The sequence below is a fragment of the Streptomyces ambofaciens ATCC 23877 genome, from assembly GCF_001267885.1.
Lineage (GTDB): Bacteria > Actinomycetota > Actinomycetes > Streptomycetales > Streptomycetaceae > Streptomyces > Streptomyces ambofaciens.
On the sequence record NZ_CP012382.1, the window covers coordinates 6,428,340 to 6,452,475 of the forward strand.

The 24,136-nt window shown below is 71.7% G+C and carries 21 protein-coding genes; 12 read left to right on the forward strand and 9 right to left on the reverse strand.

Annotated elements, in window-relative coordinates; genetic code table 11:
* Positions 1 to 48: 48 nt before the first annotated feature.
* Positions 49 to 3,411: an ALF repeat-containing protein gene (locus SAM23877_RS28195; protein ID WP_079030488.1), complete on the reverse strand. Its 3,363-nt coding sequence runs from the start codon at positions 3,409 to 3,411 to the stop codon at positions 49 to 51.
* A gap of 432 nt (positions 3,412 to 3,843) precedes the next feature.
* Between SAM23877_RS28195 and SAM23877_RS28200 the strand changes: the two genes are divergently transcribed.
* Positions 3,844 to 4,383: a hypothetical protein gene (locus tag SAM23877_RS28200; protein WP_235614630.1), complete on the forward strand. Its 540-nt coding sequence runs from the start codon at positions 3,844 to 3,846 to the stop codon at positions 4,381 to 4,383.
* A gap of 51 nt (positions 4,384 to 4,434) precedes the next feature.
* Complete coding sequence (locus SAM23877_RS28205; protein WP_053139176.1) at positions 4,435 to 6,651, forward strand: trypsin-like serine protease; 2,217 nt, start codon at positions 4,435 to 4,437, stop codon at positions 6,649 to 6,651.
* A gap of 18 nt (positions 6,652 to 6,669) precedes the next feature.
* Here SAM23877_RS28205 and SAM23877_RS28210 read toward each other — a convergent pair whose 3' ends face one another.
* The gene (locus SAM23877_RS28210) at positions 6,670 to 7,347 is read right to left on the reverse strand and encodes a hypothetical protein (protein ID WP_053139179.1); all 678 of its coding nucleotides are present in this window, start codon (positions 7,345 to 7,347) and stop codon (positions 6,670 to 6,672) included.
* Between the two features lie 154 nt (positions 7,348 to 7,501).
* Between SAM23877_RS28210 and gcl the strand changes: the two genes are divergently transcribed.
* A complete protein-coding gene (gcl, locus tag SAM23877_RS28215) occupies positions 7,502 to 9,286 on the forward strand; it encodes a glyoxylate carboligase (RefSeq protein ID WP_053139181.1) in 1,785 nt (594 codons plus the stop codon).
* 115 nt (positions 9,287 to 9,401) lie between these two features.
* Here the strand turns inward: gcl and SAM23877_RS28220 are convergent, their stop codons facing one another.
* The 5 genes from SAM23877_RS28220 to SAM23877_RS28240 form a co-directional block, all read right to left on the reverse strand.
* On the reverse strand, positions 9,402 to 10,046 hold the full coding sequence (locus SAM23877_RS28220; RefSeq protein ID WP_053139182.1) for a TIGR04222 domain-containing membrane protein: 645 nt from the start codon (positions 10,044 to 10,046) through the stop codon (positions 9,402 to 9,404).
* 103 nt (positions 10,047 to 10,149) lie between these two features.
* A complete protein-coding gene (locus SAM23877_RS28225) occupies positions 10,150 to 10,404 on the reverse strand; it encodes a hypothetical protein (protein ID WP_053139184.1) in 255 nt (84 codons plus the stop codon).
* 453 nt (positions 10,405 to 10,857) lie between these two features.
* The gene (locus SAM23877_RS28230) at positions 10,858 to 12,321 is read right to left on the reverse strand and encodes a catalase (RefSeq protein ID WP_053139186.1); all 1,464 of its coding nucleotides are present in this window, start codon (positions 12,319 to 12,321) and stop codon (positions 10,858 to 10,860) included.
* Positions 12,322 to 12,499: 178 nt separating this feature from the next.
* On the reverse strand, positions 12,500 to 13,390 hold the full coding sequence (locus SAM23877_RS28235) for a 2-hydroxy-3-oxopropionate reductase (protein WP_053139188.1): 891 nt from the start codon (positions 13,388 to 13,390) through the stop codon (positions 12,500 to 12,502).
* Positions 13,391 to 13,431: 41 nt separating this feature from the next.
* Positions 13,432 to 14,271, reverse strand: a complete 840-nt coding sequence (locus SAM23877_RS28240) for a TIM barrel protein (protein ID WP_053139190.1) — start codon at positions 14,269 to 14,271, stop codon at positions 13,432 to 13,434.
* A gap of 156 nt (positions 14,272 to 14,427) precedes the next feature.
* On the opposite strand from SAM23877_RS28240, the gene SAM23877_RS28245 reads away from it, so the two are divergent.
* From SAM23877_RS28245 to SAM23877_RS28280, 8 genes are all read left to right on the forward strand, one after another.
* Positions 14,428 to 14,679 (forward strand): YkoF family thiamine-binding protein, encoded by a 252-nt coding sequence (locus SAM23877_RS28245; RefSeq protein WP_053139191.1) that lies wholly within the window; start codon positions 14,428 to 14,430, stop codon positions 14,677 to 14,679.
* Complete coding sequence (locus SAM23877_RS28250; protein WP_053139193.1) at positions 14,676 to 15,044, forward strand: helix-turn-helix domain-containing protein; 369 nt, start codon at positions 14,676 to 14,678, stop codon at positions 15,042 to 15,044. The genes SAM23877_RS28245 and SAM23877_RS28250 overlap by 4 nt, the downstream gene beginning before the upstream one ends.
* Positions 15,045 to 15,212: 168 nt before the next feature.
* Positions 15,213 to 15,722 carry a 2-oxo-4-hydroxy-4-carboxy-5-ureidoimidazoline decarboxylase gene (uraD, locus tag SAM23877_RS28255; RefSeq protein ID WP_053139195.1) on the forward strand — a complete coding sequence of 170 codons (510 nt, stop codon included), beginning with the start codon at positions 15,213 to 15,215 and terminating at the stop codon, positions 15,720 to 15,722.
* A 2-nt stretch (positions 15,723 to 15,724) separates the two neighbouring features.
* Entirely contained in the window at positions 15,725 to 16,126 is a 402-nt protein-coding gene (gene uraH / locus SAM23877_RS28260; protein ID WP_053139197.1) for a hydroxyisourate hydrolase, read from the forward strand.
* A gap of 7 nt (positions 16,127 to 16,133) precedes the next feature.
* The gene (gene pucL, locus SAM23877_RS28265; RefSeq protein ID WP_053139199.1) at positions 16,134 to 17,069 is read left to right on the forward strand and encodes a factor-independent urate hydroxylase; all 936 of its coding nucleotides are present in this window, start codon (positions 16,134 to 16,136) and stop codon (positions 17,067 to 17,069) included.
* Positions 17,070 to 17,133: 64 nt separating this feature from the next.
* Positions 17,134 to 18,546: a nucleobase:cation symporter-2 family protein gene (locus SAM23877_RS28270; protein ID WP_053139202.1), complete on the forward strand. Its 1,413-nt coding sequence runs from the start codon at positions 17,134 to 17,136 to the stop codon at positions 18,544 to 18,546.
* A gap of 72 nt (positions 18,547 to 18,618) precedes the next feature.
* Positions 18,619 to 20,007, forward strand: a complete 1,389-nt coding sequence (locus SAM23877_RS28275) for an 8-oxoguanine deaminase (RefSeq protein WP_053139204.1) — start codon at positions 18,619 to 18,621, stop codon at positions 20,005 to 20,007.
* 242 nt (positions 20,008 to 20,249) lie between these two features.
* Positions 20,250 to 21,635, forward strand: coding sequence for a nucleobase:cation symporter-2 family protein (locus SAM23877_RS28280; protein WP_053139206.1), 1,386 nt, complete (start codon positions 20,250 to 20,252; stop codon positions 21,633 to 21,635).
* An 87-nt stretch (positions 21,636 to 21,722) separates the two neighbouring features.
* Here the strand turns inward: SAM23877_RS28280 and SAM23877_RS28285 are convergent, their stop codons facing one another.
* Positions 21,723 to 23,159 (reverse strand): MFS transporter, encoded by a 1,437-nt coding sequence (locus SAM23877_RS28285; protein ID WP_053139209.1) that lies wholly within the window; start codon positions 23,157 to 23,159, stop codon positions 21,723 to 21,725.
* A 97-nt stretch (positions 23,160 to 23,256) separates the two neighbouring features.
* Here SAM23877_RS28285 and SAM23877_RS28290 point away from each other — a divergent pair, with 97 nt between their 5' ends.
* Positions 23,257 to 23,658, forward strand: a complete 402-nt coding sequence (locus SAM23877_RS28290; RefSeq protein ID WP_079030493.1) for a winged helix-turn-helix transcriptional regulator — start codon at positions 23,257 to 23,259, stop codon at positions 23,656 to 23,658.
* 13 nt (positions 23,659 to 23,671) lie between these two features.
* Here SAM23877_RS28290 and SAM23877_RS28295 read toward each other — a convergent pair whose 3' ends face one another.
* Entirely contained in the window at positions 23,672 to 24,094 is a 423-nt protein-coding gene (locus tag SAM23877_RS28295; protein ID WP_053139212.1) for an acyl-CoA thioesterase, read from the reverse strand.
* Between the last annotated feature and the right edge of the window lie 42 nt (positions 24,095 to 24,136).

The following is a 24,136-nucleotide window of genomic DNA, read 5'->3' on the forward strand; positions in this document are numbered from 1 at the left end:
CGGCGGGGCGGGGGTGTCACCCGTCGTGTGACGGGTGGGCGGCGCCGGTCACCAGAGGTTCGACAGGCCGCCGGTGATGGAGGACACCAGCTCCTTGCCCTCCTGCGCGACCTTGTTGACCACGGGGGCCGCCTTCTTGAGGCCCGTGGTCACCAGCTTGCCCCGGCCGAAGGTGGCCAGGTTCAAGGCGGTGCCGCCGAGGGACCCGATGAACTCACCGCTGGTGAAGCCGTGTTCGATGCCGGTGAAGACGGCGCTGAGCGCGCCCGCGCCCACGGAGACCCAGGCGAAGAACGCGGCCCCCGCCGCCAGCGGGGGGAAGACCAGGCTGGCCAGGCCGAGGCCGGCGGCGATGAAGCCCGAGGCGACGCTGACCTTGCCCGCGGCGTCCGCCCACCAGCCGGCGTCCGACCACCAGTCCTCCTGCTCGGAGCCGGAACCGGTGCCGTTGGGGTGGACCTCGTCGTGGGTCTCGCTGTTGGCCGGGTTCCTGCCCTCCTGCCGTTCCCGCTTCGCCTTCTCGGCGGCCTCACGGGCGGCCTCGGCGATCTCGGCCTGGCGCTTCTGGGCGGCGACGTTGCGTGCCGCGGTGGCCGCCGCGGCCGCCGTCGCCTTGTCCTTGCCGGCCTGCAGGGCGGACTGGCGGGCGCTGGCGGCGGACGCCTGGGCGCTGTGGGAGGAGGCCAGTGCCGAACGGGCCGCGTCCACGGCCTTGTTCGCGGAGTAGTTGGCCGACCTGGACGCGCTGCGCGCGGTCGCCGCCGCCGAACTGGCCTGGTTCGCCGAGGCCTGGGCGTTGGCCGCGGACCGGTCCGCCGCGTCGGCGTTCTGCTTCGCCTGGTCGGCGTAGCCGTCCGCCTCGCGTGCCGCGTCCACCGCCTTGTCGGCCCATTCCTGGGCCTCGGCGCCGGCCTTGCGGGCGTCCGCCGCCGCCTTGGACGCGAGGGCCGCCTTCTCCTGGGCCTTGTAGGCGATCTTCGCCCCGGCCGCGATCGTCCCGCGGATCGCCGCGATGTGGGTGGCGGAGTCGTGGTCGAGCTGCGCCGCCGTGTACCGCACGGTCTGGACGAAGTTCCGGCGCATCCAGGTCGGCCCCTCCAGGGCGACCTGCCCGTACGACTTGACGTACTCGCCACCGGTGGCCACCGACGTCGCGGTCTCCACCGCGTCGTCCTCCCGCACCGCCGCCGGGTAGGTCCGCTCGAAGAAGTCCTGCAGCGCCTCCGGGGTGTTCTTGTCCAGCGCGTCGTTGGCGGCCTTCTTGACGGCGTTGCCGGGATTGTCGTTGAGGATGCGGCCGATCTGGACCTTGTTGTCGTCCTGCGAGGCCCGGATCATGCCCGAGGTGAGGAAGTCGCCCACCGCCGCGGAGCTGGTGCTCGACAGCGCGGTCTGCGCCGCCTCCGCGATGGCGGGGCTGGATATCTGGGCGATGTACAGGACGGTCTCGCGGTCGTCCTGGTTCTGGGCGATGCCCCGGTCGAGGTCGACCCAGGAGAGCACGTCGTCGTCGGTGCCGGCCAGCGCGTGCTGGGCGGCCTCCCGCGTCCAGGCGCCCTTGGCCTCCAGCAGCCCGGTGGCGGCCTTGCGGCCCAGCGTCGCGGCGAGCGTCAGGTCACCGGTCTCCCACAGGGCCTTCTCGGCCGCGGCGATCAGGTCCTTGAGAGCCTGCTCGGTCTGGGCCTCCTGGGTGCGCTTGTCCTCGTACTCGGCCTGTTCCTCGGCCTCGATCTGCGCCAGCAGGCGGGCCTCGTCCATGCCCTGGAGCTTGTCCTGCTCCAGCCTGGACATCTCCGCCTCACGGGCCGCCTGTTCCACCGCCATGGCGTCCTCGACGGCCTTGGTGGCGGTGTTCGCCGCCTTCACGGCCTCGGCCGCGTGCGCGGTGGACTTGTTCGCGTAGTCGATGGCCTGACCGGCGAACTTCACCGCCTCCTCGGCGGCCTTGGCAGCCTTCTCCGCGTGGTCGGCGGCGGAGTAGGCCGCGTCCCGGGCGGTGCGCGCGGCGGAGGCCGCCTTGTTGGCGAGCGCCTGGGCCGTGGAGGCCGCGTTGGTCGCGCGGTTGGCGGCGGTCGTCGCGATGGCCGCCTGGCGCTTGGCCTCGGCGGCCTCGGCTCCCGCGGCCCCCGCGGCCGTCGCGGCCTGCGCGGCGGCGGTCGCCGCCGCGGCGGAGTTGCGCGCGGCGGAGGCGGCCGAGGAACCGGCGTTCGCGGCCTGCGCGGAGGCGGCCGCGGCGTAGTCGGCGGCCTTGGCGGCGGTACGGGCCTTCGCGGCCGAGTTGTACGCGGCGACGGCCGCGTCCTTGGCCGCCTGGGTCTTGCCGGCGTCCTTGGAGGCGGCGATGGCGGCGTTGTAGGCGTGCGAGGCGGCGTTGCCGGCCGTCGCTGCGGCCTGGGAGGCCGCGGCGGCGGCCCAGGAGGCGCGGCGGGAGGCGGTGACGGCGGCGTTGGAGGCGCTGATGGCGTTGCGGGCGGCGTTGGCCGCGCCCTGGGCGGCGCTGGCCGCCTTGCGGGCGGCCGCGGCGGACTTCTTCACGTCCTCCTTGGCGGCCGCGGCCTCCGCGGCGGCCTTCTCTGCCGCCTCCTTGGCCTTCGCGGCGGCGGCCAGGGCACGCGCGGAGGCCTCGACGGCCAGGTCGGTCTCGGCCTGGGCGCGCTTGCCCTCCCGCTCGACGACCGCGACGAGTTCCGCGATGGTCGCCGACTCCTGGTCCCGGGCACGGGCGATGTGCTGGCCGGTGTCGAGGAACCACTGGACGTCCGTCGCCGTGCCGCTCAGGGCACGGTCCGCGTACTTGCGCACCTCGGGCCCGGTGCCGACCAGCATCGCGGACACCTGGACCCTGGCGTCCTCCAGACGCGCGTCGTACTGGCCGTCGGTGAGGAAGCCCTCCAGCGCCTGCTGGGTGCCGGCGTCCAGCGCGGCGGAGGCCTCCCGCTGGACGGCCCTGTTGCCGGTGGACGAGACGATGGAGGTCGCCACGCTCAGGTCCTCGAGCAGAGCGGGCTTGTACAGCTCGCCCAGGAAGGCGGCGATGGCCTGGTCGCCGTTGTCCAGAGCGGCGACCGCCTCGCGGCGCAGGCCCTTTCCGGCCCGGGCGAGATACCGGGCGACGGCGACCCGGTTGTCCTCCGCGGTGACCTTGGGCAGCGTCTCGGCGAGGAACGTCGCGACCTCGGCGTCGGTCCCGTACAGCGCGTAGGCGGCCGCGGCCTTGGTGGCCTTGCCGCCCGTCGTCCACGCCTTGACGACCTTGGCCCGCTCGGTGTCGGGCAGGGCCGGCGGGACGGTCGGCGTGTCCTGTGCGGCGGCGCGCGCCGGGGGCGTCAGCGACAGGGGGGTGGCGGCGGCGGCCGTCACGGCGGCGGCCGCGCCGAGGAGCCGTCTGCGACTCCAGAACATCGTCTGCATAAGGGCGTTGTCCTCGCGGTCTGGTCGATGAAATGGCAGGGGCATGAAAACTGGAGTGACCCTATCAATGACCGCCGGGAGTGAAATCGGTTGGTGGGCAGACAAATTGACGGAGCGGCAGATCCGGGCGACGCGTGGCACCTACATGTCTTCACAGATCCTCCACAGGGATACGTACAACCTTTCCAGAAGGTGGCGAGAGTCACACGGAATCTACAACTCCAGTCCGTTTTGCCGGGGTTCGGAAGTGGACAGGCACCGCTGCTGGGAGGTGGCATGGACAGGCTCAAGCGGAGATACGGGAAATGAAAGTGCTGTTCTCCCTTATTTCCGACGGGGGTTGGGGGCCCTCATTGAATTGCGGAGCCTTCATGCCTGTCGCGGGGTCGGATGGCGGACATCCGGCCGGAGGAAAACGAAATTAGGACTGTGATGAAGGTACGCACCACCACCGCGGTGAAGCCGCAGCGGAAGAGACTCGTGGCGCGCGCCCTGGGCGGCGCGCTGGTCGCCGGTGGCCTGGCATGGGCCGCGCTGGGCTCCGGCCTCCCGACGGAGAGTGGCGGTCCCGCGGTGGCCGTGGCGGACGAGGCTCCGGGTTACGCGGTCGAGGACTTCGCCTATCCGCAGGCCGACAAGATCCTCGAGGAGCAGGGCATCGTCCTCAAGCGCGGGGACGGTCACATCACCCTGGCCGACTGCGCCGACGGCCCCGGCCTCCTGCAGGTCATGGCCCGGCGGGAAGCGGAGACGATCTGCTTCAAGACGGTCGGCAACTCGGGGTGGCTGACGCTGGAGATCCCCGCCGTCTACGTCATGCGGGGCAACGACTACGACACCCAGGTGGACATGACCGTCGGGGACGAGGAGAAGTCCTTCGACCTGGAGAAGAACACGTGGACCTCGGTGGGCGAGAGCGCGGACGAACAGGGCCGTGAGCACCTGCTCGTGGAGATCAGGACCACCAAGTAGCGGACAGCCGACTCCCCTTGCCGAGACCTGCCACCGAGGAAACCTGAACTGATGCGACACACCAGACCCGTGCGTTTCGCCGCACTGGCCGCAGCCCTGACCGCGGGACCGGTCGTCATGACCGCCGTTCCCGCCACCGCCGTGACGGGCCCCGCCTCCGCCTCGTCCGACACGACGCACGCCTACACGGCGCAGGTCGTCGTCGGTGCCCACGACCGCGGTTGCTCCGGCGTCCTGGTCGACACCGAGTGGCTGCTCACCGCCGCCAGTTGCTTCGCGGACGATCCCGCCGCGAGCCTGGCGGTGCCCGCGGGCAAGCCGCAGCGCAAGACCACCGCGACCGTCGGCCGCGCCGACCTGTCCGGCACCGCCGGTGCGGTCCGCGAGATCGTGGAGCTGGTGCCCCGCACCGACCGCGATGTCGTCCTGGCCCGGCTGAACCGCCCGGTCACGGGCGTCACCCCCATCGCCCTGGCCACCACCGCACCCGTCGCGGGCGAGGAGCTGAAGCTCGCCGGGTACGGCCGTACCAAGACCGAGTGGGCGCCGCTGAACCTGCACACCGGCACCTTCTCGGTGGACGCCGCCGCCACCACCACCACGGCGACGGTGACCGGCAAGGACGGCGTCTCCGCGTGCATGGGCGACACCGGCGGCCCGCTGGTCCGGGTGGCCGGCGGGACCCACCGGCTGGCCGGCCTCAGCAGCCGTTCCTACCAGGGCGGTTGCTTCGGCATCGACGCCGCCGAGACGCGTACCGGCGGGATCGTCACCCGTGTCGACGACCTGGGCTCCTGGGTGGCGTCCAAGGTGGGCGCGACCCGCGTCACCGACTTCAACTGCGACGGTGTGGAGGACATCGCCGTCGCCGACCCGGAGGCGGCCGTCGGCGGAGACGCCAAGGCGGGCCTGCTCCGTCTCGTGTACGGCGGCGGCAAGGGCAGCGCCGAGATCAACCAGGACCTCGACTGGGTCCCGGGCGGGGCCGAGGCGAACGACCTCTTCGGCCAGGCCATCGCCACCGTCGACTACGACGAGGACGGCTGCACCGACCTGGCCGTGGGCGCGCCCGGCGAGAACGTCGGCGACGCCGTGGACGCGGGCATGGCCGACATCCTGCACGGCGCTCCCGGCGGCCTCGGCACCGGCGCCAAGAAGAACACCCACTTCGAGCAGGCCGCGGGCAACGGCTCGATCAGCGCCTCGACCCCCGAGACCGGTGACCTGATGGGGCAGGCGATGGCCGCGGGCACCACCGCTGCCGGCGAGCCCTTCGTCGTGATCGGCACGCCCGGCGAGGGTCTCGGCACCGCCGCCAAGGCGGGCGAGGCGTTCTACGTCCGCGGTGGCACCAACGTCTCCGTCCACCAGGACAAGCTGAACGTGCCCGGAGCGGTGGAGGCGGGCGACGGCTTCGGCGCCGTGCTGGCCGCCGACACCAACCACGTCGCCATCGGGGCGCCGGACGAGAACATCGGCGGCGACGACGCGGCCGGCAACCTCGCCGTCTTCTCCCACACCCTGAACAGCGAGAAGAGGCCCACCCCGCTGTTCGGCCTCGACCAGGACCTGGACGCCGTCCCGGGCGGCGCGGAGGCCGGCGACCGGTTCGGCGCGGCCCTGGGTCTGGCTCCCTACCGCGCGTCGGGCGCGGCGACCGCCGCCGAATCGATCCTCGCGGTCGGCTCGCCGGGCGAGGCCCTGACGGTCGACGGCGTCGCCAAGGCGCAGACCGGTGGTGTGATGACCTTCCGGATCAGCGCCGCCGGCGCCTACACCAAGCTCGAGGGATACGACTCGGGCACCGCCGACGACGACGTCTCCGGCACCTCCGAGGCCGGTGACCACTTCGGCGCCACCCTGAGCGTCGTGAACACCGCGCCGAAGGCGGTCAGCACCGTCGCCACGATGAAGATGGCCGTCGGCGTCCCGGACGAGGCCATCGGCTCGGAGACGAGCTCCGGCGCCGTTCACGTCTTCTCGCTGCTCGGCGCCCCCGGCGCCAACGACAAGTGGATCGAGTCCGGCGACGGCGACGGCATCCCCGGCGCCCCGAAGGCCAAGCAGTACCTCGGCCGGAGCCTCCACTTCACCGGCACCCGCCTGTACGTCGGCATGCCCTACGGCCCGAGCGCGTACGGCGCGCTCTACGCCCTGCCGATGTCCAACGTGACCGTGGGCCAGCCGACCGCCCCGGTCGCCGTCCACCAGCCCGGTCAGGGCGGTCTCCCGGCCGCCGGCGTCCGCTTCGGGTACGCCGCTCGGTAGTCCGTACAGCAGCAGTTCTCAGTCGGCCGTGGCGTCCAGCGCCACGGCCGACGCGTTTGCCGGCCGCGGTACCCCCGTCGGATCGAGGACGAAGAGCGCGACGCCCAGCAGATCGGCGCGGGCGCGCGCCTCCTCGGTGTGGCCGGCGAGCGAGAAGTGGACGCAGCTCGCGGACTCGGCCATGGCCGTGAGCCACAGGCACTCCACGTCCCGCGCCGAGGCCGGACCGACGGCCGGGTCCACCTGGACCACGATGCCGGGCGCGGCCAGCCCGATGCCGGACACGGGCCGCTGGTCGGCGCGGCGGACGTCCCGGTGACCCAGTCCGCGCAGGTACAGCACGGCGGCGGTGACCGCGTCGCGGGCGGTGCGGATCGGCACGGCCCGGTGGGCCGGGACCCGCGACCCGGGGGTGCGCCCGGAGCGCCCGGCGGCCGTGCGGTCCACCGCCACGCACAGCACCGTCCCGCACGGGCAGCCCAGTTCCGGCCGCGGCCAGCGGCTCTCCACCCCGCAGGCGGCGCAGCGCACCCCGATCCACTCCTCGTCCCACGCCCGGTGGGTGACCGCGGTCGCGGCCCCGCGCGGATCGAGCGCGGGGGCGACGGGCGCCCCGCACGCGCAGGGATACGACGGTGCCGTGTAGCGGTGCCGGCGCCCGCAGGCGGTGCAGCACACCGGGACGGTCTCGGACATGCCCCCATCGTCCTCTCTTGACGGCCCTCGGCCGCCCACTTACATTACTTCCAGATCGTAGAAACCAAATTCCGCAATATGGAAGTCACTACGGAAGAGCTCACCGCGGGGCGCGACGGGAGTGCGAATCCGACAGCCGAAGCAGGAGTACTCGATGGCTCGTATGACCGCTGCCCGAGCGGCAGTTGAGATCCTCAAGCGCGAGGGCGTCACCGACGCGTTCGGTGTGCCGGGCGCGGCGATCAATCCCTTCTACGCGGCGCTCAAGGCCTCCGGCGGCGTCCACCACACCCTCGCCCGCCACGTCGAGGGCGCCTCCCACATGGCCGAGGGCTACACCCGGACCCACGCCGGCAACATCGGCGTCTGCATCGGCACCTCCGGGCCGGCCGGCACCGACATGATCACCGGCCTGTACTCGGCGATCGGCGACTCGATCCCGATCCTGTGCATCACCGGCCAGGCGCCGACCGCGGTGATCCACAAGGAGGACTTCCAGGCCGTCGACATCGCCTCGATCGCCAAGCCGGTCACCAAGATGGCCGTCACCGTCCTGGAGGCCGCGCAGGTCCCCGGCGTCTTCCAGCAGGCCTTCCACCTCATGCGCTCCGGCCGGCCCGGCCCGGTCCTCATCGACCTGCCGATCGACGTCCAGCTCACGGAGATCGAGTTCGACCCGGACACCTACGAGCCGCTCCCGGTCTACAAGCCGGCCGCCAGCCGCGCCCAGATCGAGAAGGCGATCGGCCTGCTCAACGCCGCCGAGCGGCCCCTGATCGTGGCCGGCGGCGGCATCATCAACGCCGACGCCGCCGACCTGCTGGTGGAGTTCGCGGAGCTGACCGGCACCCCGGTCGTGCCCACCCTGATGGGCTGGGGCCTGCTGCCCGACGACCACGAGCTGAACGCCGGCATGGTCGGCCTGCAGACCTCGCACCGCTACGGCAACGCGACCTTCCTGGAGTCGGACTTCGTCCTCGGCATCGGCAACCGCTGGGCCAACCGCCACACCGGCAAGCTCGACGTCTACACCGCCGGCCGGAAGTTCGTCCACGTCGACGTCGAGCCGACCCAGATCGGCAAGATCTTCGCCCCGGACTACGGCATCGCCTCCGACGCCAAGGCCGCCCTGGAGCTGTTCGTCGAGGTGGCCAAGGAGCTGAAGGCGGCCGGGAAGCTGCCCGACCGCTCCGCGTGGGCCGCCTCCGCGCAGGAGCGCAAGGCCACCCTCCAGCGCCGTACGCACTTCGACGACGTCCCGATCAAGCCGCAGCGCGTCTACGAGGAGATGAACAAGGCCTTCGGCCCGGAGACCCGGTACGTCTCCACCATCGGCCTCTCCCAGATCGCCGGCGCGCAGATGCTGCACGTCTACCGTCCGCGGCACTGGATCAACTGCGGCCAGGCCGGCCCCCTCGGTTGGACCGTCCCGGCCGCGCTCGGCGTCGCCAAGGCGGACCCGGAGGCCCAGGTCGTCGCGCTCTCCGGCGACTACGACTTCCAGTTCATGATCGAGGAACTGGCCGTCGGCGCGCAGCACAAGATCCCCTACGTGCACGTCCTGGTCAACAACTCCTACCTGGGCCTGATCCGCCAGGCGCAGCGGGCGTTCGAGATCGACTTCCAGGTCAACCTGGAGTTCGAGAACATCAACTCGCCCGAGCTGGGCGTCTACGGCGTGGACCACGTCAAGGTCGCCGAGGGCCTGGGCTGCAAGGCGATCCGGGTGACCGACCCGAACGAGCTGGGCGCGGCCCTGGAGCAGGCCAAGAAGCTCGCCGCCGAGCACCAGGTGCCGGTCGTCGTCGAGGCGATCCTGGAGCGGATCACCAACATCTCCATGTCGGGAACGAACGACATCTCCAACGTGGTGGAGTTCGAGGAGGTGGCCACGGAGCCGGGGCACGCCCCGACCGCGATCAGGACGCTGAAGGCCTGACCACCCGCACCACTCCGCACCACCAGCACCACCCACTCAGCACCACCCCGCACGACCTGCGGGCGAGGGCGGTCCGTCACCGGGACGGGCCGCCCTCGCGCATGTCCGGGGCCGCTCAGTCCCCGCCGCCCCCGCCCCCCGAGCCGCAGCTGCCCCCGTGGTCCCCGTGGCCCGCGCCCCAGTCGCCCGAGACCGAGTCCTCGTACTCGTCCCGCCACCTGAGGAACCTCCCGCGGCCCAGGGAGAAGCGCACTCCCTCGGCCGGGGCTCCGGGGTCCGCGAGCCCGGTCCGCAGCGCGAAGCGCGGCAGCAGCATGCGCAGGGCGGCGTCGCCGTGCAGGGCGACCGCGAGCAGCGTGCGGTCGTCCGTGAGCCCGTGCCGGACCGCGGGCAACGGGTACCGCTCGCGCCAGAACGCCACGCGCCGGCGAGCGCGGCGGCTCGGTCCCAGCCGGGGGTAGCGCAGCAGCCCCTCCTCCGCGAGCGGGATGCGCGCCAGTGCCAGCGCCAGCCGCACGTCCGTGTGCCGGACCAGCTCGCGGGCGGTGAGCGGCTCACGCAGGCAGTCCAGGACGGTCCCCTCGAACGGCCCCAGCCCCTCGGGCTCCGGTCCCGTCGCGCACAGCGTCCTGCGCGGGCCGGGCTCCACGGCACCCAGCAGGTGCAGGGCGACCACCGCCACCGTGACCGCGGCTCGCGGCCCGCCGCCCAGCAGCGCGACCTCGTAGGGCTCCCAGCCGATCTCCGTGCCGGCGTCCATTTCCCCACCCCCCCCGTGTGCCCGGGGATGTGCCCGGCGCGAGGGGTGGTTCAAGCGCGTGGCCGCGTTCTCAGAGGAAGACTTGAGGGAGGCGTACGCACGGTCAGCCCCGGCGGTGCTCCTGGTGCTCCTGGTGCTCGTGCAGCCCCGGCCAGTCGTCCGGGCCGCCGCCCCGCCACTCGACCAGGTCGCTGTCCTCGACGTCGGTCACGTACAGGTCGGCCAGCCGCAGCAGCTCGGCCACGTCGTCGGCGTGCGAGGCGACGCCGAGGGTCTCGTCGCCGGAGGTGACCCGGCGGGAGCCGTCCAGGGCGGGGGAGTGGACCACGATGTGCGGATGCTCGGGTGGGTGTGCCATGTCTTCAGGCTGCTGCGCGGGCGGGCGATCCGCACCCCGGCGGGGCCGGTGGCGTCGGCGCACGCCGAAGAGCGCCGGATGCGGGACCGTCCGCATCCGGCGCTCTTCGGCCGGTGAAGGTTCTGAGGTTCTTCACATGGTGTCCGTCCGACGGCGCGAGGCTGGGCGCGACAGGTCGTTCGCGCCGCCGGACGGAGTCGTGGGCCTCTTGCGTGAAGAGGCGGACGGTGGCTGGGACCGCGACGGTGCGACGGGTCCGGAAGGCCTCTCCCCTCAGGTCGTAGGAGAAGCTCCGGGCCCTTCACCACCGCACTGGCTCGCAGGCCGTCGCGGTCCTCGCCCTTCCCGCGCCGGCTCCGGGCGGCCACCCCTCATCCGGGCCGCTCCGGTGCCCGCGCGGGCCGCGCACACGGTCCCGGCCTCCCCGCCGGGTCCCGTGCGCGAGCCTTGCGGTCAGTCCTCGCGCAGGGCGCGGACCGCCTCTTCCAGACGCTTGCCGTACTCCGGGTCGGCGGCGTGGAAGTGCGCGAGGTTCTTCTCGACCACGTCGTTGCGGGAGACCTGGGACAGGCCGCCGGCGAGGTTCGCGATCAGACGCTGCTTCTCGTCCTCGGACATCAGGCGGTACAGCTCACCGGCCTGGTAGAAGTGGTCGTCCTTGGTGTGCAGCGGCGTCTCGTGGGTGCCGGTGTGGCCGGACACCGGGAGCGGCGCGGCCAGCGGGCGGCCGGTCTCGACCGGGCCGTCGTACGAGTTCGGCTCGTAGTTCTTGGCGCCGCGGCCCTGGGAGTTGGACGCCATCAGGCCGTCCCGGCCGTAGTTGTCCGCCCCGCCGGGCACCGCCTTGGGGGCGTTCACCGCGAGCTGGGTGTGGTTGACGCCCAGGCGGTAGCGGTGGGCGTCCGCGTAGGCGAACAGACGGCCCTGGAGCATCTTGTCGGGGGAGGGGCCGATGCCCGGAACGAAGTTGTTCGGGGAGAACGCGGCCTGCTCGACCTCGGCGAAGACGTTGTCCGGGTTGCGGTCCAGCACCAGCCGGCCCACGCGGCGCAGCGGGTAGTCCGCGTGCGGCCACACCTTGGTCACGTCGAACGGGTTGAAGCGGTAGTTGGCCGCCTCGGCCACCGGCATCAGCTGCACGTGCAGGGTCCAGGACGGGTACACGCCCCGCTCGATCGCCTGCACCAGGTCCGTCTGGTGCGAGGTCGGGTCCTGGCCCGCGAGCTTCGCCGCCTCGTCGGCGGTCAGGCAGCGGATGCCCTGGTCCGTCTTGAAGTGGTACTTGACGAAGAAGGACTCGCCCTTGCCGTTCGTCCACTGGTAGGTGTGCGAGCCGAAGCCGTCCATGTGGCGGTAGGACGCCGGGATGCCGCGGTCGCCCATCAGCCAGGTCACCTGGTGCGTGGCCTCGGGGGAGTGGGCCCAGAAGTCGAAGACGTTGTCCGGCTCCTGGCGGCCCGAGAAGGGGTCGCGCTTCTGCGAGTGGATGAAGTCGGGGAACTTGATCGGGTCCTTGATGAAGAACACCGGGGTGTTGTTGCCGACGAGGTCGTAGTTGCCCTCCTCGGTGTAGAACTTCACCGCGAAGCCGCGCGGGTCGCGGACCGCGTCCGCGCCGCCGAGCGAGTCGGCCACGGTGGAGAAGCGCAGGAAGACCTCGGTGCGCTTGCCGACGGTGTTCAGGAAGTCGGCGTGCGTGTAGCCGGTGACGTCGTCGGTCACCTCGAAGTGGCCGTAGGCGCCGGAGCCGCGGGCGTGCACCACGCGCTCCGGGATGCGCTCGCGGTTGAAGCGGGCGAGCTTCTCCAGGAGGTGCTGGTCCTGGATCAGAAGGGGGCCGCCGATGCCGGCGGAGGCGGAATTCTGGTTGTCGGCGACCGGGGCGCCGGACTCTGTCGTGAGCACGCGCTGCGACATCGGGGACCTTCCGTGCGAGGGGTCAGCGGAAAACAATTTCCGCTTCGTGGAGCCTAAGTTCGAGTGAAGAACACGTCAACAGTTTGTTGAAGTGGGTTCCGGGCGGCGCCGCCGCTCGGGCGCGACAGGACAGGTGTCAGCGACCGCGCCGCCCGGAGGTCTCGTGGTCCGCGGCCGGTCAGACCTGGGAGCCGGAGAGGCGCTCCACGGCCCGCAGCAGGGCCGAGTGGTCCAGGCCGCCGTCGCCCTGGGCGCGCAGGGAGGCGACCAGCTGGGCGACCACGGCGCCGACCGGCAGCGCGGCACCGACGTTGCGGGCGGCGTCGGTGACGATGCCCATGTCCTTGTGGTGCAGGTCGATGCGGAAGCCCGGCTTGAAGTCGCGGGCCAGGAAGTTGTCCTTCTTGCGCGTCAGCACCGTGGAGCCGGCCAGGCCGCCGTTGAGGACGTCCAGGGCGGCCTTCAGGTCCACGCCCGACTTCTCCAGGAAGACCACGGCCTCGGCGCACGCCTGGATGTTCACGGCGACGATCAGCTGGTTGGCGGCCTTCACGGTCTGGCCCGAGCCGTGCGGACCGCACAGCACGATGGTCTTGCCGAGCGCCTCAAGCAGCGGCTTGGCCTCGTCGAAGTCGGCCTGCTCACCACCGACCATGATGGACAGCACGGCCTCGATGGCGCCGGCCTCGCCGCCGGAGACGGGGGCGTCCAGCACGCGGATGCCCTTGTCCTCGGCGGCCTTCGCCAGGTCGATCGAGGTCTGCGGGGTGATCGAGGACATGTCGACCAGCAGCGCGCCCGACTTCGCGTTCTCCAGGATGCCGTCGGGGCCGTAGGCGATGGCCTCGACCTGCGGGGACGCGGGCACCATGGTGACGACGACGTCGGCCTCGCGCACGGCCTCGGCGATCGAGCCGGCCGCGGTGCCGCCGGCGGCGGCCAGACGGTCGAGCTTGTCCTGCTCCAGCGTGTAACCGGTGACCTGGTAACCGGCCTTGATCAGGTTCTCCGCCATGGGGGAGCCCATGATGCCGAGACCGATCCAGGCGACCTTGGGGAGGGTGCTCATGATGGGTGCCTCTCTGAAAAAAAGTGTTCTGCGGGTGGCGCTCAGCGGGCCGCGCGGGCCTCGGCCGGCAGCCAGGAGAAGGACTCGGCGCTGGGGCTGTCGCCCGGCTTGTACTCCAGGCCGACCCAGCCGTCGTAGCCGGCCTTCCGCAGCCGGTCGAGGAGGTCCGCCAGCGGGAGGGAGCCCGTGCCGGGGGCGCCGCGGCCCGGGTTGTCGGCGATCTGGACGTGGCCGGTCTTCGCGGCGTACGCGTCGATCACCTGCGGCAGGTCCTCGCCGTTCATGGACAGGTGGTAGAGGTCCATGAGGAACTTGGCGTTGCCCAGTCCGGTGGCCTCGTTGACCTTGTCCACGACCGCGACGGCCGCCGGGGCCGACACCAGCGGGTACCGCGGCGACTCGGGCTCGTTGAGCGCCTCGATCAGCAGGATCGCGCCGATCCGGTCGGCCGCGCGGGCGGCGAGGACGAGGTTCTCCAGGGCGAGCCGGTCCTGCTCGGCCGGGTCCACGCCCTCGACGCGGTTGCCGTACAGGGCGTTGAGCGCCGTGCAGCCCAGCGACCCCGCGAAGTCGGCGGCCACGTCGATGTTGGCGCGGAACCGGTCCGACTCCTCGCCCGGCACCGACAGGGCGCCGCGGTCGGGGCCCGGGAGCCTTCCGGCGTAGAAGTTCAGCCCGGTGAGCTGGACGCCCGCGTCCCCGATCGCCTTCTTCAGGGCGTCGAGCTCGGACTGCTCGGGGGTGGGCGAGTCGATCCAGGGCCACCACAGCTCGACCGCGGTGAAGCCGGCCGCGGCGGCGGCCGCGGGGCGCTCCAGGAGCGGGAGTTCCGTGAAGAGGATCGACAGGTTGACGTTGAAGCGCTGGTCTGCGAAGCCCATCGGGTGCCGCGCTCCTTCCGTTTCGATCGTTGTCCGCGGGATCCGGGATTCCGTATTGCGGAACTTCGTTTCTGCTTAATGGAAGATTGCCGGTGCGGCTTCGTCCTTGTCAAGAGGGGGCGGCGGAAAACGGTCACCGCGCGTTAGGTTGACGGGGTGCGATTGAGAGTGGAGTTCACGACCGAGCCCTTCGACCTGGACGAGGCCCCCGCGCACGCGGTGGTCGCCCGGGAGGTCGTCGAGGCCGCGGAGCTGGACGAGGTCGACGTCGGCCCGTTCGGCAACACGGCCGAGGGCGGCGCCGACGCGGTGCTCACCGCCGTGGACGCGCTGCTGCGCCGCTCCCTGGAGGCGGGCGCCACCCGGATCTCCCTCCAGGTCAACGTGGTCGGGGAGGACGCGCGGTGACCGGGCCGGGGGAGGAGCCCTTCATCGCGGCCGTGAAGCCCCTGGTCGACGCCATCGGCGGCGAGCTGCTCCCGGCCGACGAGGCCGGCCAGGACGACGTCGTGCTCACCTGGGAGGGCGCCGACGTGGTCGCCGTGCGCCTGCCCCAGCTCGCGGACTCCCTGGACCACATCCTCGCCGCCCTGGAGCGCCGGCAGGGCCGTCCGCTGTCCGAACTGGACCGCCGGGCCAAGCAGGAGGTCGTGCGGATGCTGGAGGCCCGAGGCGCCTTCTCCGTGCGGCACGGTGTGGAGACCGTCGCGAGCGCGCTGGGCGTCAGCCGCTTCACCGTCTACAACTACCTGAACCGCGAGAAGGGTGCCTGATCGGACAAGGGGTACCTGACCAGGCACGATCTCCTGAACGGCGAGCCGCCGCCCGGTGACCGGGCGGCGGCTTTCGTCACCCCGAATTTTCAACAAAGTGTTGACGCCTTGTTTCCGAGGGCGTTAGCTATCGGCACGCCCGTTCAGCACAAGGCCACGGAGGCTCCCGTGACGTCCACTTCCGCGTCGGGCCTGGCCCGTTTCAACGCATCCGAGGAGTCCGCGGCGCTCGCCGAACTCCACGAGGTGTGTGCCTCCACGGCGTGGGCCCGGCACCTGGTCGCAGCCCGCCCCTTCGCCACCCCCGAGGACCTGTACACCGCCAGTGACGCCGCCATGGCCCGGCTGACGGCCGAGGACCTCGCCGAGGCGATGGCCGGGCACCCGCCGATCGGACGCCCCAAGCCGGGCGACCCGACCTCCTCCCGCGAGCAGGCGGGCATGGCCGGCGCCTCCGACGACCTCAAGGCGGAGATGCTCGAACTCAACCTGGCCTACCAGGACACGTTCGGCCACGTCTTCCTCATCTGCGCCACCGGCCGGACCGGCGAGCAGATGCGGGACGCGGTCAAGGAGCGGATCGGGAACTCGCCCGAGCAGGAGCGGGAGATCGTCCGCACCGAACTGGGGAAGATCAACCGCATCCGCCTGAACCGACTCGTCGAACAGGACGCCTGACCATGAGCACCAGCACCACCGCCTCCGTGTCCACGCACATCCTGGACACCAGCGTCGGCCGCCCCGCCGAGGGCGTCGCCGTCCAGCTCTCCGCCCGGTCCGGGCAGGACGCGGACTGGCACGAGCTCGGCGGCTCCGCGACCGACGCGGACGGCCGGTGCAAGGACCTCCCGGCCCTGCCGGAGGGCACCACACACGTACGGCTCGGCTTCGAGACCGAGACGTACTTCGCCAAGAAACAAGCCGCGGCCCAGCAGGACGCCCCCGCGCTCCGGGACAGCGAGAACGGCCGGCCCGTGTTCTTCCCCGAGGTCACCATCACCTTCGCGGTGGTGCCCGGCGAGCACTACCACGTTCCGCTGCTGCTCAACCCGTTCGGCTACTCCGTTTACCGAGGGAGCTGACCGACACATGACCCGTTTCGTCCTGGGACAGAACCAGTACGGCAAGGCAGAGAACCGCGTCGTCAAGATCACGCGCGACGGCGACACGCACCACATCAAGGACCTGAACGTCTCCGTCGCCCTCTCCGGCGACATGGAGGAGGTCCACCGCAGCGGGTCCAACGCGAACGTCCTGCCGACCGACACCACCAAGAACACGGTGTTCGCCTTCGCCAAGGAGCACGGCATCGAGAGCGCCGAGGACCTCGGCGTCAAGCTCGCCCGCCACTTCGTCGACAACAACGAGCCGATCCACCAGGCCCGCATCCGCATCGAGGAGTACGGCTGGGAGCGGATCGAGACCTCGAAGGGCGGAGCCCGCTTCGTCGGCTCCGAGGAGATCGCCCACTCCTTCGTCCGCAAGGGCCAGGAGACCCGCGTCGCGCAGATCACCTACGACGGCCACGGCATCCAGGTGCTCTCCGGCTTCAAGGACCTGACCGTCCTGAACTCGACCAACTCCGAGTTCTTCGGCTACCTGAAGGACAAGTACACCACCCTCAAGGAGGACTACGACCGGATCCTCGCCACCACCGTCTCCACCTGGTGGCGGCACAACTGGGACGGCGTCGACTCGCACGCCCCGGACTGGGACCGCTCGTACAACGGTGTGCGCAAGCACGCGCTGCAGGCGTTCGCCGAGACCTACTCGTACTCGCTCCAGCAGACCCTCTTCGAGATGGGCGTGCGGGTGCTCAACTCCCGCGACGAGGTGGACGAGATCCGCTTCTCGATGCCCAACAAGCACCACTTCCGCTCGGACCTGTCGCCCTTCGGGATCGACAACGAGGCCAAGGACGGCGCCGTCTACTACGCCGCCGACCGCCCCTACGGCCTGATCGAGGCCACCATCCTGCGCGACGGCGCCGAGCAACTCATCCCGGTCGACATGACCAACCTCTGACGCGGAAAGCGCGCCCCCGGCCGGGCATCCGGACCCGGGGGCGCGCCACACCGGAGGAAACACCATGGCACTGCCTGCGAAAGGGCCCGCCAAAGGCCTGGATTCCACCCCGCCGGAGCACTGCGAGGACGCCGTCACGTCCGTGCACCCGGTGGACGAGAAGCTCCACCCCTCGCGGCTCGTCCCCGCCGCGCTCCAGCACATCGCCGCCATGTACGCGGGTGTTGTCACTCCTCCGCTCATCATCGGCCAGGCCGTCGGACTCGACCTCGAGGGCCGCACCCGGCTGATCGCCGCGAGCCTGCTCATCGCGGGCGTCGCGACCCTGCTCCAGACCCTCGGCGTCAAGGGCTTCGTCGGCAACCGCCTGCCCTTCGTCAACGCCGCCTCCTCGGCCGGCATCGCACCCATCCTCGCCATCGCCGAGACGAACAGCGACGGTGGCCAACTCCCGGCCATCTACGGCGCGGTGATGGTCGCGGGCGTCTTCTGCCTCGCCGTCGGCCCGTTCTTCGGCCGGCTGCTCCGCTTCTTCCCACCCCTGGTCACCGGCGTGGTGATCACCCTCATCGGGGTCACGCTGATGCCGGTCCCGGTCGGCTGGGCCCAGGGCGGCGACGAGACCGCCGCCGACTTCGGCTCCATGGGCAACCTCGCGCTCGCCGCGTTCACCCTCGCCGTCATCCTCGTCATGCAGCGCTTCGGCACGGGCTTCCTGAAGCAGGTCGCCCTGCTCTTCGGCCTGCTCGTCGGCACCCTGGTCGCCATCCCGGCCGGCATGGCGGACTTCAGCGCCCTGAAGTCGGCGCCGGTCGCCGCGCTGCCCACCCCCTTCGCCTTCGGCGCCCCCGAGTTCCAGCCCGCGGCCATCCTGTCGCTGTGCATCGTGATGCTGGTCCTGATGACCGAGTCCAGCGCCGGCATGCTCGCCCTCGGCGAGATCTGCGACCGCCGCGCCGACGCCAAGGTCATCACCCGCGGCCTGCGCACCGACGGCCTCGCCACGCTGATCGGCCCCGTCTTCGGCGGCTTCCCCACCTCCGCCTTCGCACAGAACGTCGGCGTGGTCTCCCTCACCCGGGTACGCAGCCGCTACGTCGTCGCCGTCGCGGGCGCCACCCTGCTGGTCCTCGGCGCCTTCCCGGTCCTCGGCGCGGTCGTCTCCCTCGTCCCCATGCCGGTCCTCGGCGGCGCGGGCATCGTGCTCTTCGGCTCGATCGCCGTCAGCGGCATCCGCACCCTGTCCGAGGCGGGGCTGGACGACAGCTCCAACATCATCCTGGTGGCCGTGGCCCTCGGCGCGGGCATCATCCCGCTGGCCGCGCCGACCTTCTACGCCGAGTTCCCCGCCTGGGCGCAGACCGTGCTCGGCTCCGGCATCAGCGCCGGCGCGCTCGTCGCGGTCACGCTCAACCTGTTCTTCCACCATCTCGGCACCCGGAGCCGTCCGACGGCTCCGGCACTCAAATCCTCCTAGGGTCCTGCCGTGCCCTCCCCGTGGGTACTCACTTCCCCGCCCATGGGCCCCACTGAAAGACAAGGAAGCAGCATGGCAGCATCATCGGCAGCCGAGCGCGTGGTCATCGAGAACTGCGCGATCGCCACGGTGGACGCGGGCGACACCGAGTACGCCTCGGGCCACGTCGTCCTCGCGGGCAACCGGATCGAGTCCGTCGGCGCGGGAGCGGCGCCCAAGGACCTGGAGAACGTCGTACGCCGGATCGACGCGACCGGCCACCTGGTCACGCCCGGCCTGGTCAACACCCACCACCACTTCTACCAGTGGATCACCCGGGGCCTGGCCACCGACCACAACCTGTTCAACTGGCTGGTCGCCCTCTACCCGACGTGGGCGCGCATCGACGAGCCGATGGCGTACGCGGCGGCCCAGGGCTCCCTCGCCATGATGGCCCGCGGCGGCGTCACCACCGCCATGGACCACCACTACGTCTTCCCGCGCGGCTCCGGCGACCTGTCCGGCGCGATCATCCGCGCCGCGAGCGAGATGGGCGTCCGCTTCACCCTCGCCCGCGGTTCGATGGACCGCGGCGAGTCCGACGGCGGGCTGCCGCCGGACTTCGCGGTGGAGAGCCTGGACGGTGCGCTGGCCGCCACCGAGGCCACCGTCAGGGAACACCACGACTCCTCCTTCGACGCGATGACCCAGGTCGCCGTCGCCCCCTGCTCCCCCTTCTCCGTCTCCACCGAACTGATGCGCCAGGGCGCCGAGTTGGCCCGCCGGCTCGGCGTGCGGCTGCACACCCACGGTTCGGAGACCGTGGAGGAGGAGAAGTTCTGCCACGAGCTGTTCGGCATGGGTCCCACCGACTACTTCGAGTCCACCGGCTGGCTCGGCGAGGACGTGTGGATGGCGCACTGCGTCCACATGAACGACTCCGACATCGCCGCCTTCGCCCGCACGAGGACCGGTGTGGCGCACTGTCCCTCCTCCAACGCCCGGCTGGCCGCGGGGATCGCGCGGGTGCCCGACATGCTCGCCGCCGGCGTCCCGGTCGGCCTCGGTGTGGACGGCACCGCCTCCAACGAGTCCGGTGAACTCCACACCGAGCTGCGGAACGCCCTGCTCATCAACCGCCTCGGCGCCCACCGCGAGGCCGCGCTGAACGCCCGCAAGGCGCTGCGCCTGGGCACCTACGGCGGCGCGCAGGTACTCGGCCGTGCCGCCGAGACGGGCTCCCTGGAGGCGGGCAAGCTCGCCGACCTGGTGCTGTGGCGGATGGACACCCTCGCCCACTCCTCCATCGCCGACCCGGTGACCGCCCTGGTCTTCGGCGCCGCCGCCCCGGTCACGGCGTTGTTCGTCAACGGCCGCCAGATCGTCGAGGACGGCCGGCTGCTCACGGCCGACGAGGACGCCGTCGCCCGCTCCACCCGGGAGCAGGCGCGGCGCCTGGCGGGGATCGCCGCGCAGGCCTGAACGAACCACAGCTGAACACCACCTGATCTCCGGCCGAGAGGGACGGCTCTCTGCCGGTAGCCGTGGACCCGAGCGGGGTCCATGGCGGCCGTCTCCGGGGGCGTGCGTCCATACGCACGCCCCGGGAGCGGTCACCGTTTCCCCAGACGGTCCGTCACGGTCCCGCACGACCGTCACCACCCGCACCACCTCCATGACACCCGCGTCAGAGACGACGCGTAACCGACCGGAGGGACGCCGCCGTGGCCGACCACCCCGTAGACGAGAAACTCCCGCCCCTGAAGATGGCGACGACCGGCCTCCAGCACGTGGCCGCCATGTACGCCGGAGTAGTCGCACCACCCCTGATAGTCGGCGCGGCCATAGGGCTGTCCGCGACCGAGCTCACCTTCCTCACCGGCGCCTGCCTGTTCACCGCCGGCCTCGCCACCTTCCTGCAGACCCTCGGCATCTGGAAGATCGGTGCCCGGCTGCCCTTCGTCAACGGCGTCACCTTCGCGGGTGTCGCCCCCATGACCGCGATCGTCGCCTCCACCGAGGACAAGTCCGACGCGTTGCCCATCATCTTCGGCGCCGTCATCGTCGCCGGTCTGCTGGGCTTTCTGTTCGCCCCCGTCTTCTGCAAGGCGATCCGCTTCTTCCCGCCGGTCGTCACCGGCACGGTCATCACCCTGATCGGCATCTCCCTGCTGCCCGTCGCCTTCGGCTGGGCGCAGGGCTCCAGTCCGGAGGCGGACGACTTCGGTTCCTCGACCAACCTGGGCCTGGCGGCGATCACCCTCGTCATCGTCCTGCTGCTGCGCCGCTTCACCCGCGGCTTCGTCAAGCAGATCGCCGTGCTGCTCGGCCTGGTCGCGGGCACCCTCATCGCGATCCCCTTCGGCGTCACGGACTTCGGGCCGGTCGCGGACGCGAGCGTCGTCGGCTTCCCGACCCCGTTCCACTTCGGCGCCCCGCAGTTCCAGCTCGCCGCGATCCTCTCCATGTGCGTGGTGATGGTGGTCTCGATGACCGAGTCCACCGCCGACATGCTCGCCCTGGGCGAGATCGTGGACCGCAAGGCCGACGAGAAGACCATCGCGGCCGGCCTGCGCGCCGACACCCTCGGCTCGGCCATCAGCCCGCTCTTCAACGGCTTCATGTGCAGCGCCTTCGCGCAGAACATCGGCCTGGTCGCGATGACGAAGATCCGCAGCCGCTACGTCGTCGCCGCGGGCGGCGGCTTCCTGGTGCTGATGGGGCTGTGTCCCATGGCGGCCTCGCTCATCGCCGTCGTCCCCCGCCCGGTGCTCGGCGGCGCCGGCGTGGTCCTCTTCGGCTCCGTCGCGGCCAGCGGCATCCAGACCCTGGTCCGGGCGAGCCTCGACAAGGACAACAACGTCCTGATCGTGGCGGTTTCCCTGGCCGTCGGCATCATCCCGATCGCGGCACCGGAGTTCTACCACTCGTTCCCGGAGAACGCGAAGATCATCCTCGACTCGGGCATCTCGACCGGTTGCGTGGCCGCCGTCCTGCTCAACCTGGTCTTCAACCACCTGGGCAAGGGACAGGACGCGGAGGACGTCACCCATCCGATGGAGGCGGGGGAGGAGATCACCGGCGCGACCCGGGCCCCGGCCGGGACGTGAGGCCGGCACCGGGCGACCCCCGGGCGTTACGGGGGCCGGCGCCTCTCCCCGGAGGCGCCGGCCCTCACCTGTCGTGGCCCTCGAGGGTCACCTGCCCCGTCCGGCACGCTCCCGCAGGACCACCGCCGCCAGCACCAGCGCCGCCACCGCGACGACCACCGCCACCCGGAAGGCCAGTTGGTACCCCTCGGCCGTCGCCGCCACCGGCGCCGCGCCCTCGCCGAGCAGCCCCTCGGTCCGGCCCGCGGCCAGCGTCGACAGCACCGCGAGCCCCAGCGAACCACCCACCACCTGTGTGGTGTTGAACAGCCCGGAGGCCAGTCCCGCGTCCTCCTCGCGCACTCCCGCCATCGCCAGCCCCGTCAGCGCGGGCATCGCGGCGGCGAACCCGACGGCCAGCAGCAGCATCGGCGGCAGCACGTCGGTGACGTACGAGCCGTCGACCGGGGCCCGGCTCAGCAGCGCCAGCCCCGCGACGATCAGCGTGAGTCCGGCCAGCAGCACCCGGTACGCACCGAACCGGCCGACGGTCCGGGCCGAGAACCCCAGCATCAGCACCCCGATCGCCACGGGCGCCGGCAGGAACGCCGTGCCGGTGGCCAGCTCGCCGTAGCCGAGCACCCGCTGGAGGTACAGCGCGCCGATGAACTGGAAGCCGTACATGGTCGCCACCATCAGCACCTGCACGGCGTTGGCGCCGGTCAGCAGCCGGGAGCGGAACAGCCGGAGCCTCAGCAGGGGGCGGGCGACGCGTCCCTGCCGGACGGTGAAGGCGACGAACAGGGCGAGGGCGGAGGCGGCCAGGACGGCCGTGGTGGAGGTGCCGAGATCACCGGCGCCGACGATCGTGTACACCGTCAGCATCAGCGCGCCGGTGACCAGGGCCGCGCCCGGGTAGTCGGCGCCCCGGACGGAGCCCGCGGACGGGTCCGGAGCGAGGACGCGGACCGCCGCGAGCCAGGCCAAGACGCCGATCGGCAGGTTGATCAGGAAGATCCAGTGCCAGTTCAGTGCCTCGGTCAGGGCTCCGCCGAGGAAGGTGCCGAGCGCCCCGCCCGCCGCGCCGACCGCGCTGAACACGGCGATCGCCCGGGCCCGTTCCCGCGGTTCGGGGAAGAGCCCGACCACCATGCCGAGCACCACCGCCATGGTCATCGCCCCGCCGAGGCCCTGGAGGGCCCGCGCCGCGATCAGCAGCCCCTGGCCGGTGGCGACCCCGCACAGCACGGACGCCACGGTGAACAGCGCGAGCCCGGTGGTGAACATCCGCTTGCGGCCCACCAGGTCGCCCAGCCGCCCGGCCAGCAGCAGCAGGCCGCCGAACGGGATCAGGTAGGCGTTGACCACCCAGGCGAGTCCCGGCCCGCTGAAGCCGAGGTCGGCCTGGATCGCGGGCATGGCGACGGTGACGATGTTGCCGTCCAGGATCGTCATCAGCGCTCCCGCGCACAGGACGACGAGGGCCCGCCACCGCGAGGGTGCTCCCACCTGCGTCCGGGCCGGGGACTCGATCATGGTCGTCATGGCGACGGGGCCTCCGCTTGTCGTGGTTCCCAGGTGCACTTCTTGTGACGGGGACCATCGTGGGTAACCCTGGAGGCCGGCATAAGGAGGCAGTTCGATGTCCCAGAGGAACACCGGTGTTACGTCCCAGGCAGTCAACGCGCACGCGTGCCCGGTCCGCGAGGTTCTTGACAGGGTGGCGGGCAAGTGGAGCGTCCAGATCCTGGTGGCCGCCGCCCCCGGCCCCATCCGCTTCACCGAACTGGAGCGCAGCATCGAGGGCGTCAGCCGCCGCATGCTGACGCTGACCCTGCGCAACCTGGAGCGCGACGGACTCGTCGTCCGCACCGTCCATCCGACCGTACCGCCCAAGGTCGAGTACGAACTCACGGATGTGGCACAGGAGTTGTACAGCTCGCTGCGGCACCTGACGGACTGGGCCGAGCGCAACCGCGTCTACATCGCCGAGGCGCGTGCGGCCTATGACACCGAGCACCGGCCGGAGCTGGTGGACGCCTGAGGGCGGCGGCGGGTCACAGGCCGAACAGCCCCGGCTCCGAGGCCAGTTCCCCGAAGCGCCGCCGCGGATCGGCCACCAGCTTGCGGGCGGTCAGGTCCATGAGCCCGCCGACGGCCTCGATCTCCGCGGCGACGGTGCCGTCCGCCTTGCGGACGACCTGCACGATCCGGAAGGTCCTGCCCTCGCCCCACTCGAAGACACAGGACACCTCGACCTCGTCGCCCGCGAGCAGCTCCCGCCGGTAGCGGATGGTCGTCTCCAGCGCGACCGGACCCACGCCCCGCGCGACCAGGTCGGCCTGCCGGATGCCGGCCGCGCGGAGCAGCGACCAGCGGGCGTGCTCGGCGTAGTTCAGGTACACGGCCTGGTTCACGTGTCCCTGGGTGTCGGTCTCGTACCCGCGGACGGTCACGGGGACGGAGAACGGTTCGCTCACGGAAGTCGCCTCTCTCGTACCGGTACGGCGCGCGCCGATCCG